The following is a 13866-nucleotide window of genomic DNA, read 5'->3' on the forward strand; positions in this document are numbered from 1 at the left end:
TCTGGTTGTGAAAGAGCATGCAGGTTAGACTTGGACATGGCGTATCCATCCTCTGTTGGTTGTGATCTTGGTGGTGATCAACCAACAGGATACGCCATCCTTTCAGCCTGCTTCCATACACCAGAAATCACCATAACTCAACGGGGCGATGACCTGACGGCCTTTGCAGCGTGGAAAGGAAGCGGACGGCGTGGTACATTTTGTCATGGCGGCTGAGGCGGTTGGTTCTTGTGTAGGAGCTTGAATTATAACCGATTTTCAGCCGCCTTTTTCATGTCTTATGCAATATCCAGGTTAAGCGGGTTGTCCGCATGGTCTTCGATCACGCGGTCGATTACCCCACCCAATGGGCGTCTACCGGCGCCATTGCCCCCAAGATTGGCTGTACACCGGAGACTCTGCGTAGCTGGGTTCGTCAGGCCGAACGTGACACGGTACATCGAGAAGGCACGACCACTACTGAACGCGAGCGGATCAAAACCGACGATCAGCTCGGTGGCCAGCAGGCTGGGTTCGGCGGGGACGAGGCCGAGGATCATGCGTGCGGTGATGCGCCCCTTCTCGGTGCTGTCCTGGCGCACCGTGGTCAGGCGCGGCGAGCGGTACTGCCCTTCGGCGATGCCGTCGAAGCCGGTCAGGCGCAGGTCCTCGGGGATGCGCAGGCCACGCTGCTCGGCCAGGGTCAGGGCGGTGAGGGCAATGCGGTCGGACATGCACAGCAGCAGATCCGGCCGTTCGTCGTCGGGCAGGTCGAGAATGGAGGCGATCACCGGAGCGCAGATGTCATGGGTATTCTCCTCGATATTCCACACTGGCACCGCCGCCGGGTCGATGCCGTGTTCCTCGAAGGCGCGATGGAAGCCATCGAGACGGGCGCGGGTAATGGTGCGTTCGGCGGTCAACCAGGGTTGTTCCTCGGTCACCCGCCCGTTGCAGGGTGTCTCGGTGAGTCGCAGGGCGAGCACGCCGATGCGCCGTGGCGGTGTCGCCAGGGCATAGCAGGCGATAGCGTGACTGGCGGGCTCATTGTCGATGTGCACCATCGGCTGGCCGTCGATGTTGAAATCCACGGCGACCAGGGGGCGCTGGGCGGGCAGTTCGTTGAGCAGCATCGCGCTCGGCATCAGGCCATAGACGATGAAACCGTCGGCCATGCTGGCCGTGCCGGAGGTCTGCCGCGAACCGGGTTGCCGACCCGATAGCAACAGCAGGGTATGGCCATGATCGTCGAGCACTTCGGCGATCCCGGTCAGCAGCTCGCTGGATACCGCGTCGTTCAGGCTGTAGGTCAGGGTCTCGGCGAGGACTACCGCGATGATCCGCGAGCGGCCGGTGCGCAGGGTGCGGGCGCGGGCATCCGGTCCTTGATAGCCCAGGCGCTGGGCCTCGCTGAGGATACGCTCGCGCAGGCGCGGCGAGAGCTGGTCCGGTCGGTTGAAGGCGTTGGAAACGCTGGCGGTCGAGACGCCGAGTTCGCGGGCCAAGTCCTTGAGTGTGATATGCCGAGAGGGAGGTGTCACAGCGGAGTTCCATGCCGAATGCGTTGGGTGCCCAGCATACCGGCACGGCCGGGACTGGCCCAGTCCCGGCCGTGCCGGATCCTCCGACCCGCCCTTCGGAGCTCGGCCATATTCGGTACCGAGCGCCCGGGGCGAGCGATGTCAGCGATCCGGCCAGCCATCGGCGGTCGAAGTGATGGCGATGCCTCGTGCCGGCAGCGTCACGCTGCCCGCTTCCCATCGGCCGTTGACGCATGACGGCGCGTCGTCCAGCGGCGTGATGGTCGTCGGGGCGGGCAGGGTGCGGGGCTCGTCGGTGAAGTTGAGGGCCACCAGGAGGCGTTCGTCGTCGTGCCGACGCTCCAGGCGCATGACGCCGTCGCGTACCGGGTGATGAACGACCTCGCCCTCGACCAGGGCGGGATGGTGACGGCGGAAGGCGAGGAAGGCGCGATAGGCGTTGAGCAGTGAAGCCGGATCGTCTTCCTGGCGGTCCACGGCCAGGGCCAGGTGCTCGGTGGCGATCGGCAGCCAGGGGGCGGTCGTCGAGAAGCCGCCATGAGCGGCGTCGTGTCGCCAGGGATGCGGGGTGCGGCAGCCGTCGCGTCCCTTGTAGGCGGGCCAGAAGGCGATGCCGGCGGGGTCGACCAGGGAGTCGAAGTCCAACGTCACTTCGCCCAATCCCAACTCCTCGCCCTGATACAGGCAGATACTGCCGCGCTGGGTGAGAAGGAAGGCCATGTAGAGGCGCAGGGCCGCCGCGTCTTGCTCGGCATTCCAGCGCGTGGCCAGCCGTGTCACGTCATGGTTGCCGTTCGCCCAGCAGGTCGAAGGAATAGCACATGTGCAGCCGCTTGCCGCCCCGGGTGTAGTCGGCCATCACCGTCAGCGAATCGTCGTCGCCGACCTCGCCCACCGAAGTGGTGCCGGGGTATTCGTCCAGCAGGGCGCGCAGGCGCTCGAGAAAGGCCAGGTTCTCGGGCTGGGTCTTGTCGTGCAGATGGTGCTGGAAGGCATAGGGATTGTCCGGGCGGACACCCATGAAGCCTTCCTCGAGCGCCTCCCGTGGCGGGTTGTCGCGCAGCTCCCCGTGGGTGCAGAAATTGATGGCGTCGAGACGGAAGCCGTCCACGCCTCGATCCAGCCAGAAACGCACTTCGCCGAGGACGGCCTCGACGACCTCGGGATGGCGAAAGTTGAGATCGGGCTGCTCGGCCAGGAAATTGTGCAGGTAGTACTGGCGGCGCCGGGTATCCCATTGCCAGGCCGCACCGCCGAAGATCGATTGCCAGTTGGTGGGCGGCGTGCCATCGGGGCGCGGGTCGGCCCAGACATACCAGTCGGCGCGTGGATTGTCGTGATTCTGACGGCTCTCGACGAACCAGGGATGCTGGTCGGAAGTGTGCGACAGCACCTGGTCGATGATGACCTTGAGCCCCCTGGCATGGGCGGCCTCCACCAGGCGGTCGAAGTCCTCGAGAGTGCCGAACAGCGGGTCGACGTCCCGATAGTCGCTGATGTCGTAGCCGAAGTCCTTCATCGGCGAGGTGAAGAAGGGCGGATGTCGCCGTCGACGGAGTATCGCGAGCGCTATTTCGATTTCACCTGGGACGCGATGGTCTGGAATGGCGAAACCTACGGTTATCCCATTTCAGTGGAGTCGCTGGGCCTGATCTACAACAAGGATATCGTCCAGACAGCGCCGGAAAGTTTCGAGGCCCTGGCCGAGCTCGACGCCGAACTGAGCGAGGAGGGCAAGAAGGCGATCCTGTTCGACTACGGCGAACCCTATTACGGCTGGCCCCTGCTGGCCGCCAATGGTGGTTATCCCTACAAGCGGACCGCCGAGGGATATGACGTCGGCGACATCGGCGTCAACAATGCCGGGGCCGTGGAGGGCGCGCAACGCCTGCGCGAGCTGATCGACTCCGGCGTGCTGCCCGAGGGAACCGACTACAACGTCATGGCCTCGCGCTTCAATCGTGGCGAGGTGGCGACCATGATCAGCGGCCCCTGGGCCTGGAGCAACCTGGAAAAGAGCGGCATCGACTTCGGCGTGGCGCCGCTGCCCAAGGTAGGGGAGAAAAGGGCGAAGCCGCTGTTCGGGGTGACCGCGGCCATGATCAATGCCGCTTCGCCCAACGATTTCCTGGCCACCGAATTCCTCGAGGGCTACCTGCTCGATGAAGAAGGGCTGCGGACCTTCAACAGTGACGGTTCGCTGGGCGCGGTGGCGCATCGGGCCTATCAGGCGGAACTGGGCGAGAACCCCAATATCGCGGCCACCCTGGCCAACGCCGAGATCGGCGACCCCATGCCCAACATTCCCGAGATGGGGGCCTTCTGGTCGGCCATGGAGCCGGCGCTGCAGAACATCGGCAGTGGCCGCCAGGCGCCACAGGCCGCACTCGATGCTGCCGCCGAGCGCATGCGTACCTCGATTCAGTGATCCTTCCCAACATTCGTCCGCGTCCTGGCTCCGGTCCGGTCGCGGGCGGCAGGTGACCGGCCATGTTCACGACCAATGCTTCACGCGGCCTGCCGCGCCATCGTTCCCGCTCCCTTGCCGAGCGCTATCGCCGTTGGATTTCCCGCGCCCTGGTGGCGGCGCTGGTGGTATCCTTGCTGTGGCTGGTGGTGGCGTTCCACCTGCGGGGGCAGTGGATGTTCGCGTTGCTGTTCCTGGTGCTGGGGGCTTCCCTGGCGGTAGTGTTCGGCAAGCGCGAGCTGATGAGTCATCGCTACGTCTTCCCGGCACTGGCCGGCATGGGCGTCTTCGTGATCTTTCCACTGCTGTATACCGTCGGCATCAGCTTCAGCAACTACAGTTCGAGCAACCTGCTCAGTGAGGAGCGGGTGCGTGCCCAGTTTCTCGAGCGTACCTATCAGGCCGAGGGCAGCGCCTTCGATTTCCGGCTTTACCGCGAAGGCGAGCGTGTCCGGCTCTATCTCGAGGCCCAGGGGGAAGAGACGAGTATCGGGGCGTCGCGCCTGATATCCGAGCCCCTGGTCGACAGCGAGTCGGGAGGCTCCCTGGCGGTGCATCCCGCCCAGTCGCCACCGGCTGGAGAGGTCCTGGGCATGCGCGAGGTGATCGCCGAGCGCGAGCGCCTCCAGCGACTGGTACTGACCACTCCCGAGGGCGTCGAGCTGCGCATGGCCGGCTTGCGGCACTTCGCGCCGATTCTGCCGCGCTACACGGAAAACCCCGATGGCAGCCTCACCGATCTACGTGACGGGACTCGACTGACGCCGGATCGCGAGCATGGTTTCTTCGTCGACGGCGAGGGCGAACGCCTGACACCGGGCTGGCCGGTGGCGGTGGGGCTGGACAATTACGCACGCGTGCTGCTGGATCCCGACGTGCGGGGCCCCTTCCTGGCCATCTTCGTCTGGACCTTCGTCTTCGCCGGTCTCACGGTGCTCTTCACCCTGGCGGTGGGCTTCGTGCTGGCCTCGTTGCTGCAGTGGGAGCAACTGCGGGGCAAGGCCGTGTATCGCACGCTGCTGATCCTGCCCTATGCCGTGCCGGCCTTCATCTCGATCCTGATCTTCAAGGGCATGTTCAACCAGTCCTACGGTGAGATAAACCTGATCCTCGAAGGGTTGTTCGGCATCCGTCCTAACTGGTTCACCGATCCGGCCATGGCCAGGACCATGCTGCTGATCGTCAATACCTGGCTGGGGTATCCCTACATGCTGCTGTTGTGCATGGGGCTCTTGCAGTCGGTGCCGCGTGATCTGTATGAAGCCTCGGCGGTGGATGGCGGGGGGCCCCTGACCAACATGTTCCGGATCACCCTGCCGCTGATCATCAAGCCGCTGACACCGCTGCTGATCGCTGCCTTCGCCTTCAACTTCAACAATTTCGTGCTGATCACCCTGCTCACCGGCGGCAGCCCGGACATTCTCGGGGCGAGTACGCCGGCAGGCACCACCGACCTGCTGGTCAGCTACACCTATCGCATCGCCTTCCAGGATGCCGGGCAGGACTTCGGGCTGGCAGCGGCCATCGCCACCCTGATCTTCCTGCTGGTGATGGGATTGTCGTTGCTCAACCTGCGGCTCTCCCGGGTCGAGGTGTAGGTCCGGATTCCAGGAGGATTCTTCCATGGCCATGGTTCAACCGCGTTCCATCCGTGCGCGCAAGCTGGCCGCGCATCTCGCCCTGCTGGGTGTTGTCGCCCTGGTGGCATTTCCCTTGCTGCTGGTGATCTCGATCTCCTTTCGCGAGGGCAATTTTGCCACCGGCAACCTGATTCCCGAACGCTTCTCCCTGGAGCACTGGTCTCTGGCGCTGGGGATTCCCTGGGAGCGCGCCGATGGCAGCGTCGTACAGCCACCGTTTCCGGTGCTCTTGTGGCTCTGGAATTCGGTCAAGGTGGCGGCGGTGTCCTCGGTGCTGATCCTGTTGCTCGCCACTACCAGTGCCTATGCCTTCGCCCGTATGCGCTTTCGCGGCAAGGCGGGGCTGCTCAAGGGGATGCTGATTTTCCAGATGTTCCCGCCAGTGCTGTCGCTGGTGGCGCTTTATGCGCTGTTCGACCGGCTCGGCCAACTGGTGCCCTGGCTCGGCATCAACTCCCATGGCTCGCTGATTCTCGCTTCGCTCGGCGCTGTGGCCCTGCATATCTGGACCATCAAGGGCTACTTCGAATCCATCGACGGCTCCCTGGAGGAGGCCGCCATGATCGATGGAGCGAGCACCTGGCAGGCGTTCCGGCACATCCTGCTGCCGCTGTCGGTGCCGATTTTGATGGTGGTGTTCATCCTCGCCTCCGCTCACTATCGCCTACGCCCCGTTCCCCCGCCCCTCATCCATGGGGCGGGGAGGATAACAGGGCGCCTCCTTTCCGACACAGTACGGCGGCATCCCGTCAGGGAGCCGTCGCCGCTAACGCCCGACCGGGCTTCAAGAGCGCATGGGTTTCAAGCCCGGCTTTGCCATACACAACAAGAAAGGGATCATCATGACCTCACTCAGGACACGACGCTTTACGCTCTCCACCCTGACCGCCGCCATCGCCCTGGGAGCGACCGGGGCTGCACAGGCCGCCGACGTCGACTTCCACGGCTATGGTCGCTCGGGAATCGGCTCGACCACCGGCGGTGGCGACCAGGCGTGCTTCCAGGCAGCCGGCGCGCCGGCCAAGTACCGCCTCGGCAACGAGTGCGAGACCTACGCCGAGCTGGGCCTGGGCTCGACGCTCTACGAGAAGGACGGCAAGACCTTCTATTTCGACAGCCTGGTGGCCTACGTCAACGAGCAGGCCAACGACTTCGAGGCCCTGGACAGCGAAAGCGACGATGGCAACACCATGGCGCTGCGCCAGCTCAACGTCCAGGCGACCGGGGTGATCGAGGCACTGCCCAACGCGACCCTCTGGGCCGGCAAGCGCTACTACCAGCGCCATGACATCCACTTGAACGACTACTACTACTGGGACCTCTCGGGGCCCGGTGGCGGTATCGAGAACATCGACCTGGGCTTCGGCAAGTTGAGCCTGGCCTGGTTGCGCAACACCAGCGAGGACACCGAGTTCCCCGATGGGCGCCAGAACCTCGCCAACAACACCCTCGACATTCGCCTGGCGGACATCGCGACCAATCCGGGCGGTAGCCTCGAGATCGGCTACGACTATGGCGCGGCAACGCTCACCGATGCCCAGGACCGCGCCGGCATCGATCCCAAGAAGGGGTACATGGTGACCCTGCAGCACACCCAGGGCGATTGGTTCGGTGGTTACAACAAGTTCGCGGTGCAGTATGCCACCGACGGCATCATCGGCGGTTCCGGTCGTGCCAACACGGCGTCGACCACGCCGGAAGGCGACATGATTCGCGTGCTCAATCACGGTCAGGTCAACCTGACACCGGATATCGACATGCTCTACGCCGCCATCTACGAGGACCGTGACCTGGACAACGGCCAGGGGCAGACCTGGCTGTCGGCCGGCGTTCGACCGACCTATTACTGGACCGACACCCAGAGCACGGCGCTGGAACTCGGCTATGACCGTGTCGACCCTCAGGATGACGGCATGGAAACCGCCGACCTGACCAAACTGACCCTGGCCCAGCAGTGGTCGGCGGGACGCGGGGCCTTCGCGCGTCCGGTGCTGCGCGCTTTCGTGACTTATGCCAACTGGGATGGTGATGTCTACAACGCTGCCAGCGAGTCCATCGACATGGGCGAGTACGACGGCGTGACCGTGGGGCTACAGGCCGAGGCCTGGTGGTAAGCCTCACGCATGGCGTGAGATGACAGTTTGCTGATCGTTGGCCGGTGCCCTGGGGCACCGGCATTTTTCCTTGTCACCGCTTTCCTGCCACCCCACGAGGTCATGATATGTCCATCGAAGTTTCCCGCAGGGCGGCCAAACGCCGTCTCGCCCTGGCAGGCGCCCTGGGAGCGCTGCTGCTCGGCGGCTGCGCCACGACGACGCCTTCGGCCACCGAACACCGGCCCGACGAGGCCTGGCTCGAGCGCGCCAGCGATTGCTGTCGAGGGCTCGATTCCCTGCCGTTATCGCCGCTGGCCGGCCATGACGAGCGAACCTTGTGCTTCGGCCCCGAGACGCCGATTCACCGCTTCGATACTGGTCCCAGCCCCTTTCACGCCATGGAGCTGCCGCGCGGCATGGGGCCGCTGCGCCTGGAGCTGATCAGCCGTGTGTGGCGCGACGACCAGGGGCATCTGTCACTGTTCGCCCCCCTGGTGTTGATCCTCGACGAGACGGGCGCGATACAGCGCCGCTTCGACTGGCGGGAGTTCACCTACCAGCCGACACGGGGCCTGAACGACGACCGCCTCTACCTGAGCTTCGGTATCACGCCCTCGGCCCGGGCCGACCGGCTGGTGGTCCTGACGTCCGATGCCGCTCGGGCCGCGGAAAGCGAACTGCTGCACCCGGCGCGAGCCCAGGCACGGGCGCGTCATCTCGCCGAGCCGGCGGTGGTCGATCCGGTGGCGCCGCACCTGGCCAGTGGCGAGGTATCGCTGCGGGTGAGGCCGCTGGGCGAGAGTGATGGTCTGCTGGCGCCACTGCTGGGCAGCGGTGGCGCCGAGACGGTGCCGACGAGCCCGACACAGGCCGAGCCACCTCCTGAGCACGAGCCGGTCGATTCGGCGCCCCTCGACTGGCGACGCATGATCCGGGCCGCCCTGGATAGCGGTGACCTGGAGCTGGCGATGACACTGGCCGAGCATGCCGAACGTGAAGGAGAATCGGGCACCCGGCGTTGGCTGGCGGAACGCCTGGAGCGGCGCTGACGACCATCGCCGGCGCTGGCGGGAAGAGACGCGACGAGGGAGAGGAGGGATAACCGTGACGGTTCAGGACACCCTGGTTCACTATCTGGAGCGCCTGACAGCGCTCATGGAGAAGATCGAACGACACGATACGGCGCGACACGGCATTCTGCAGGCCAGCCTGGCGCCGGATATGTCCCCTTGCACACCCAGGCCAGGATCGCGGCAAACTTCGCGCTCCGCGCCTGCTGCCGGCTGGCCAGGGTCCCGGAGGTCTGTTTCGACGCCGGCGACGACCGAGACGATGGCGAGGTCAATCGCTACGCCAGCGTCCGGGAGCAGCTCGATCGCAGCCGTGAGTTCATCCTGGCGCTTTCCATTCCCCGGGATCCCGGGGACTCGCCGCTGGGCGAGGACACGGCGGGACACGCGGTCATCTCCCTGCCCATGGACGAATACGTCCAGGCCTTCGCCCTGCCGAACTTCTTCTTCCACTTGTCGATGGTCTATGCCATCGCCAGGGCGGAGGGCGTGCCGCTGGGCAAGGAGGATTTCGATGGCTATCACCGGTATCCGCCCGGCTTCTCCTTTCTCCAGTAGCCTGACGGGCCTGGCCGATCGTGACGAGAAGCCGGATCAGCAGTCGCTCGGTGTCAGGCCCGCCAGGCACCCGGGAGGCCCCGGTGCGGCGCACCGGGGCGGACGCGAGCCGCCCGCGTCATCGGGCGATGCCGGGGATCTCCACCTGGCGGGGACAGGCTTGACCCTCGGCATCGAACAGATGGCACTGCTCGCCGGACAGGCCCAGTGTCAGGGCTTGTCGGGGCTCGAGGCACGCCAGACGGTCGAGACGTTGGGTCACGGTGCCTTCGACACCGTCCACGTCGATGTGGGCGAGGGTCTCGTAGCCGAGCCGTTCTGCGACGCCCAGGCGACCTTGCAGCAGGGCATCGGCCGTATCCGGCGTGACGAAATCCTCGGCACGAATGCCCAGGGTGGCCGTGTCGCCCTCCGTCAGGCGCGAACCATCCACCGCCACGGGCAGTGTCTCGCCGTTGGGCAGTCGCACGCCGGTGCGCCGCTTGCCGGGATCGATGACCGTGACCGGTAGGGTGTTGATGCGGGGAGAGCCGATGAAGGCGGCGACTTCCAGGCTCTCGGGGAAGTGGTAGAGCGTCAGCGGCGCGCCGACCTGGGCGATGCGACCGCTGCTGAGCAGGACGATCCGGTCCGCCAGGGTCATGGCCTCGACCTGGTCGTGGGTGACGTAGACCATGGTGGCGCCGAGTCGGCGATGCAGTTCGGCGAGCTGTACGCGCATCTCGACGCGCAGCGAGGCGTCGAGGTTGGACAGCGGCTCGTCGAACAGGAATACCCGGGGCTGCTTGACCAGGGTGCGGCCGATGGCCACCCGCTGGCGCTGGCCGCCGGACAGTGCCTTGGGGCGGCGATCCAGCAGTGGCGATAGCTGCAGGGGGTGGGCGGCGGCCTCGACCCGTTGCTTGATCTCGGCCTTGTCGGCGTGGGCGAGCTTCAGCCCGAAGGCCATGTTTTCCGCCACCGTCATGTGGGGATAGAGCGCGTAGGACTGGAAGACCATGCCGATATCGCGCTCCTGGGGCGGCGTCTCGTTGAGACGCTCGCCGTCCAGGCACATCTCGCCCCGGCTGATCTCTTCCAGGCCGGCGATCATGCGCAGCAGCGTCGACTTGCCGCAGCCGGAGGGGCCGACGAAGACCACGAATTCGCCATCCTCGATGCTCAGGTCGATGTCTCGCGAGACTTCGACGCCGTCGTAGTCCTTGCCGATGCCGGTGAGTGTCAGGTGTCCCATTGGTGATGTCTCCCTGTCAGGCAGCGTGGCGCTGCGTGGCGATGGCCAGTGTCCGGTCGGAGGCGTCGAACAGGTGAGTATGCTCGACATCGACGCGCAGAGCGACGTCCTGGCCGACCTGCCAGTCGCTGGGCGCTTCGCTGCGGTGGATCAGCAGGGTGTCGCCTTCCCGTGGCTCGAGATAGACATAGACCTCGTTGCCCAGGTACTCGACGTTGACGATCTCGAAGCGGTTGTCGCCCTCGGCCTCGGCCAGCCGCAGGTGCTCGGGGCGCACGCCCAGCGACAGCTCGGCGCCGGGCCCTTGGCCGCTGGCGTCCTGGGGCAGCGACAGCTCGCCGAGCCCCGGGGCCTGGACCCGACAGCCCTCCTCGTTCCCGCCGAGCAGTTCGGCCGGCATGAAGTTCATGGTGGGCGAGCCGATGAAGCCGGCGACGAACCTGGTGGCCGGCTGCTGGTAGAGCGTCTGGGGGCTGCCGACCTGCTCGATGCGACCGTCGCGCAGTACCACGATCTTGTCCGCCAGGGTCATCGCCTCCACCTGGTCGTGGGTGACGTAGATCATGGTGGAGCCCAGGCGGTGGTGCAGGCGGGCGATCTCGTTGCGCATCTGCACGCGCAGCGAGGCGTCCAGGTTGGAGAGCGGCTCGTCGAACAGCAGGATGCGCGGCTCCCGGGCCATGGCGCGCCCCATGGCCACGCGCTGGCGCTGGCCGCCGGAGAGCTCCTTGGGCTTGCGGTGCAGCAGCTCCTCGAGCTGCAGGATGCGGGCCGTGGCCATCACGCGCTCATCGACGGTCTCGTTGGCCATCTTGGTCAGCTTGAGGCCGAAGGCCATGTTCTCGTAGACCGTCATGTGCGGGTAGAGGGCGTAGGACTGGAAGACCATGCCCACGCCGCGCTCGCGGGGCGGCAGGTCGTTGACCACGTCGTCGGCGATCCTGAGCTCGCCGTCGCTGATCGACTCGAGCCCGGCGATCAGGCGCAGCAGGGTCGACTTGCCGCAGCCCGAGGGGCCGACGAAGACCACGAACTCGCCGTCGCCGACCTTGAGGTCGACGTCCTTGATGATGTGTGTGCGCCAGGCATGGCGCGCAGCGCCTGACTGGCGCTGTTTCCAAGGGTGGTGCCTTGGAATGACTTGGAGGTGAAAGTCCCCTGCACGCCCGGCAAGGGGAAGTGCTAGCCGACGGCAAGGGTGTCTCCCGCGAGGGAGAATCTGAAGGCAGCCCGAGGCAAAACGCTGGCCTGACGAACAGGAAGCGGATACGAGGCGTCATGGCGGGGTGAGGTGGCACGCATCACCAAAGCCCGATACTTGCACGGAACGCCATGACGTAAATCCGACAGGCATAAGCGGGAAGGTCGCGCGTCTTACCCTGGGAGGTCTGGTGGTCTGCCACGGTGCTACCGGCGTCGAGAGGCGACGGGATGGATCACCAGACGTCAGCAGAGGCCATAGTAAGTGCCGATTCACCCCGGCACCAAGGGCCGAACATGAAGAACCGCGAGTAGGCGATGACGTCTCGAGGATCGATCATGAAGACAGACACTGACGCTGATACCGTCACCCACCCAGAGGGGCAGGGGCGGAACCCTGAGTCCCGGCCGGTGGGCGTCGAGACGGTCCCGGCGTCGTCATCGTGGACGAAAGCGGAGCCCGCCCCGCTCATGGAGGCCGTGGTAGCGAAGGCCAACATGGCGCGGGCTTACCGGAAGGTGGTTGCCAACCAAGGCGCACCGGGTGCCGATGGCATGACGGTGGACCAGCTGGCCGATCACCTGAAACAGTACTGGCCGACGCTGCGTGAGCGGCTGCTGGCCGGTGAGTATCATCCCAGCCCGATCCGGGCCGTCGAGATTCCCAAGCCCAAGGGCGGGACGCGGCAGCTCGGCATCCCCACGGTGACCGACCGGCTGATCCAGCAGGCGCTGCTTCAGGTACTGACGCCGATCTTCGATCCGACATTCTCGGCATCGAGCTACGGATACAGGCCAGGGCGCAGTGCCCAGCAGGCCGTCTCGGCGATGAAGGCCTATGTGGCGGCCGGCCACCGTTGGGTGGTCGATCTTGACCTGAAAGCCTTCTTTGACCGGGTGAACCACGACCTGCTGATGGCGCGGGTCGCGCGCCGTATCCGCGACAAGCGGGTACGGCGCCTGATCCGCCGCTACCTGGAAGCCGGGATGTTCCAGGACGGTCTGGCTGCGCCACGCCAGCAGGGAACACCCCAGGGCGGACCGCTGAGTCCGCTGCTGGCGAATATTCTGCTGGATGACGTGGACAAGGAGCTGGAGCGTCGCGGCCACCGCTTCTGCCGCTACGCCGACGACCTGCAGGTGTATGTCAGGAGTCGGCGAGCGGGCGAGCGCGTCATGGCCAGCCTGAGTGATTTTCTCGAGAACTCACTCCGGCTGACGGTCAACCGCCACAAAAGTGGGCTCTTCGTCGTTGGGTGTGGAATTCGCCCCCTGAGCTGGGCCAGGATATGACCTCCACGACGACAGGAGGCATGGCATGGACGGCACCCAGATTCTGACCCTCGGCCTGGGCCTGGAAGCGCCCTGGATCCTCAAGGACCAGCACCTGGATACCTCCGTGTCACCCCATCGCCTGGACCTCTACGTCGAGGCCGAGCGAGGCAGCCTCTACCCCTGTCCTGAGTGCGGCAAGGCCTGCCCGGCTCACGACTTCGCCGACAAGACCTGGCGGCACCTCAATTTCTTCCAGCACCACTGCTACCTGCATGCCCGCGTGCCTCGCACTAAGTGCCCCGTACATGGCGTCAAGCGCATTGAGGTGCCTTGGGCGCGGCCAGGCAGCGACTTCACCCTGCTGTTCGAGCAAGCCGCCATGTCGCTGGTCAAGGAGATGCCGGTACTGGCCGTCTCCCGGCAGCTGGAGATCTCCGACAAGCGGCTGTGGCGCATCGTGCACCACTACGTCGGCCGCATGCATGCTGGGGGAGCTGGATTTGAGCAACGTGGCCACCGTCGGCGTCGACGAAACCGCCTCTCGGCGCGGCCAGCGTTACGTGACGGTATTCCTCGGCGGCGGATCAGGATCCGTTATTCAAAGAGGTGTTTTACTGCGAGGTGTTGCTCGAGCTAAAACGCATGGGCAAAGCGGTGCTGGTGATCACCCACGATGACCGCTATTTCCACCTCGCGGATAGGTTGGTGCGGCTGGAGAGTGGCAAGCTGTTGGCGACAGAGCAGCTAGATGGTGAGCAGCCGACTAGTGTGGAAATGGAGGCAATCGAACCGCCGTAGGGTTGTTG

Annotated in this window: 10 protein-coding genes and 5 pseudogenes; 11 read left to right on the forward strand and 4 right to left on the reverse strand. The window is 65.4% G+C overall.

Annotation, left to right across the window (positions count from 1 at the left end):
* On the forward strand, nucleotides 1-216 hold a 216-nt coding region (locus tag AC13CN_RS12280; RefSeq protein ID WP_483053176.1), incomplete at its 5' end, for a hypothetical protein.
* Between the two features lie 95 nt (nucleotides 217-311).
* A pseudogene (locus AC13CN_RS12285) lies at nucleotides 312-479 on the forward strand (IS3 family transposase); the annotation flags it as partial.
* Between the two features lie 18 nt (nucleotides 480-497).
* On the opposite strand, the pseudogene AC13CN_RS12290 reads toward AC13CN_RS12285, so the two are convergent.
* Both AC13CN_RS12290 and AC13CN_RS12295 read right to left on the reverse strand, forming a co-directional pair.
* Nucleotides 498-1520 (reverse strand): annotated as a pseudogene (locus tag AC13CN_RS12290) (LacI family DNA-binding transcriptional regulator); the annotation flags it as partial.
* A gap of 141 nt (nucleotides 1521-1661) precedes the next feature.
* Nucleotides 1662-3057, reverse strand: a pseudogene (locus tag AC13CN_RS12295) (alpha-amylase family glycosyl hydrolase); the annotation flags it as partial.
* Between the two features lie 3 nt (nucleotides 3058-3060).
* Between AC13CN_RS12295 and malE the strand changes: the two are divergent.
* The 6 genes and pseudogenes from malE (at nucleotide 3061) to AC13CN_RS12325 (ending at nucleotide 9351) form a co-directional block, all read left to right on the forward strand.
* Entirely contained in the window at nucleotides 3061-3948 is an 888-nt protein-coding gene (gene malE / locus AC13CN_RS12300) for a maltose/maltodextrin ABC transporter substrate-binding protein MalE (protein ID WP_244154936.1), read from the forward strand.
* Between the two features lie 62 nt (nucleotides 3949-4010).
* Nucleotides 4011-5585, forward strand: coding sequence for a maltose ABC transporter permease MalF (malF, locus tag AC13CN_RS12305; protein WP_298250431.1), 1575 nt, complete (start codon nucleotides 4011-4013; stop codon nucleotides 5583-5585).
* Between the two features lie 25 nt (nucleotides 5586-5610).
* Nucleotides 5611-6276 (forward strand): annotated as a pseudogene (malG, locus tag AC13CN_RS12310) (maltose ABC transporter permease MalG); the annotation flags it as partial.
* Between the two features lie 145 nt (nucleotides 6277-6421).
* Nucleotides 6422-7741 (forward strand): maltoporin, encoded by a 1320-nt coding sequence (locus tag AC13CN_RS12315; protein WP_483053177.1) that lies wholly within the window; start codon nucleotides 6422-6424, stop codon nucleotides 7739-7741.
* Between the two features lie 107 nt (nucleotides 7742-7848).
* Nucleotides 7849-8772 carry a MalM family protein gene (locus tag AC13CN_RS12320; RefSeq protein WP_483053178.1) on the forward strand — a complete coding sequence of 308 codons (924 nt, stop codon included), beginning with the start codon at nucleotides 7849-7851 and terminating at the stop codon, nucleotides 8770-8772.
* Nucleotides 8773-8952: 180 nt separating this feature from the next.
* Entirely contained in the window at nucleotides 8953-9351 is a 399-nt protein-coding gene (locus AC13CN_RS12325; RefSeq protein ID WP_228219778.1) for a DUF1993 family protein, read from the forward strand.
* Nucleotides 9352-9469: 118 nt separating this feature from the next.
* On the opposite strand, the gene ugpC is transcribed toward AC13CN_RS12325, so the two are convergent.
* Complete coding sequence (gene ugpC / locus AC13CN_RS12330) at nucleotides 9470-10585, reverse strand: sn-glycerol-3-phosphate ABC transporter ATP-binding protein UgpC (protein ID WP_483053179.1); 1116 nt, start codon at nucleotides 10583-10585, stop codon at nucleotides 9470-9472.
* A 16-nt stretch (nucleotides 10586-10601) separates the two neighbouring features.
* Complete coding sequence (locus tag AC13CN_RS12335; RefSeq protein WP_483053180.1) at nucleotides 10602-11615, reverse strand: ABC transporter ATP-binding protein; 1014 nt, start codon at nucleotides 11613-11615, stop codon at nucleotides 10602-10604.
* Between the two features lie 509 nt (nucleotides 11616-12124).
* On the opposite strand from AC13CN_RS12335, the gene ltrA reads away from it, so the two are divergent.
* From ltrA to AC13CN_RS12350, 3 genes and pseudogenes are all read left to right on the forward strand, one after another.
* A complete protein-coding gene (gene ltrA, locus AC13CN_RS12340; RefSeq protein ID WP_483053181.1) occupies nucleotides 12125-13078 on the forward strand; it encodes a group II intron reverse transcriptase/maturase in 954 nt (317 codons plus the stop codon).
* A gap of 25 nt (nucleotides 13079-13103) precedes the next feature.
* Nucleotides 13104-13635: pseudogene (locus AC13CN_RS12345) on the forward strand (helix-turn-helix domain-containing protein); the annotation flags it as partial.
* A gap of 46 nt (nucleotides 13636-13681) precedes the next feature.
* Nucleotides 13682-13858 carry a hypothetical protein gene (locus AC13CN_RS12350; protein ID WP_289099616.1) on the forward strand — a complete coding sequence of 59 codons (177 nt, stop codon included), beginning with the start codon at nucleotides 13682-13684 and terminating at the stop codon, nucleotides 13856-13858.
* Nucleotides 13859-13866 lie beyond the last annotated feature (8 nt).

It is taken from the genome of Vreelandella sp. L-25, assembly GCF_056857535.1.

Excerpts from the sequence above, each read along its gene's own strand:
- malF (WP_298250431.1), top strand. The coding sequence starts at position 4,011 with ATGTTCACGACCAATGCTTCACGCGGCCTGCCGCGCCATCGTTCCCGC.
- ltrA (WP_483053181.1), top strand. The coding sequence starts at position 12,125 with ATGAAGACAGACACTGACGCTGATACCGTCACCCACCCAGAGGGGCAG.
- AC13CN_RS12315 (WP_483053177.1), top strand. The coding sequence starts at position 6,422 with ATGGGTTTCAAGCCCGGCTTTGCCATACACAACAAGAAAGGGATCATC.
- AC13CN_RS12320 (WP_483053178.1), top strand. The coding sequence starts at position 7,849 with ATGTCCATCGAAGTTTCCCGCAGGGCGGCCAAACGCCGTCTCGCCCTG.
- ugpC (WP_483053179.1), bottom strand. The coding sequence starts at position 10,585 with ATGGGACACCTGACACTCACCGGCATCGGCAAGGACTACGACGGCGTC.
- malE (WP_244154936.1), top strand. The coding sequence starts at position 3,061 with ATGTCGCCGTCGACGGAGTATCGCGAGCGCTATTTCGATTTCACCTGG.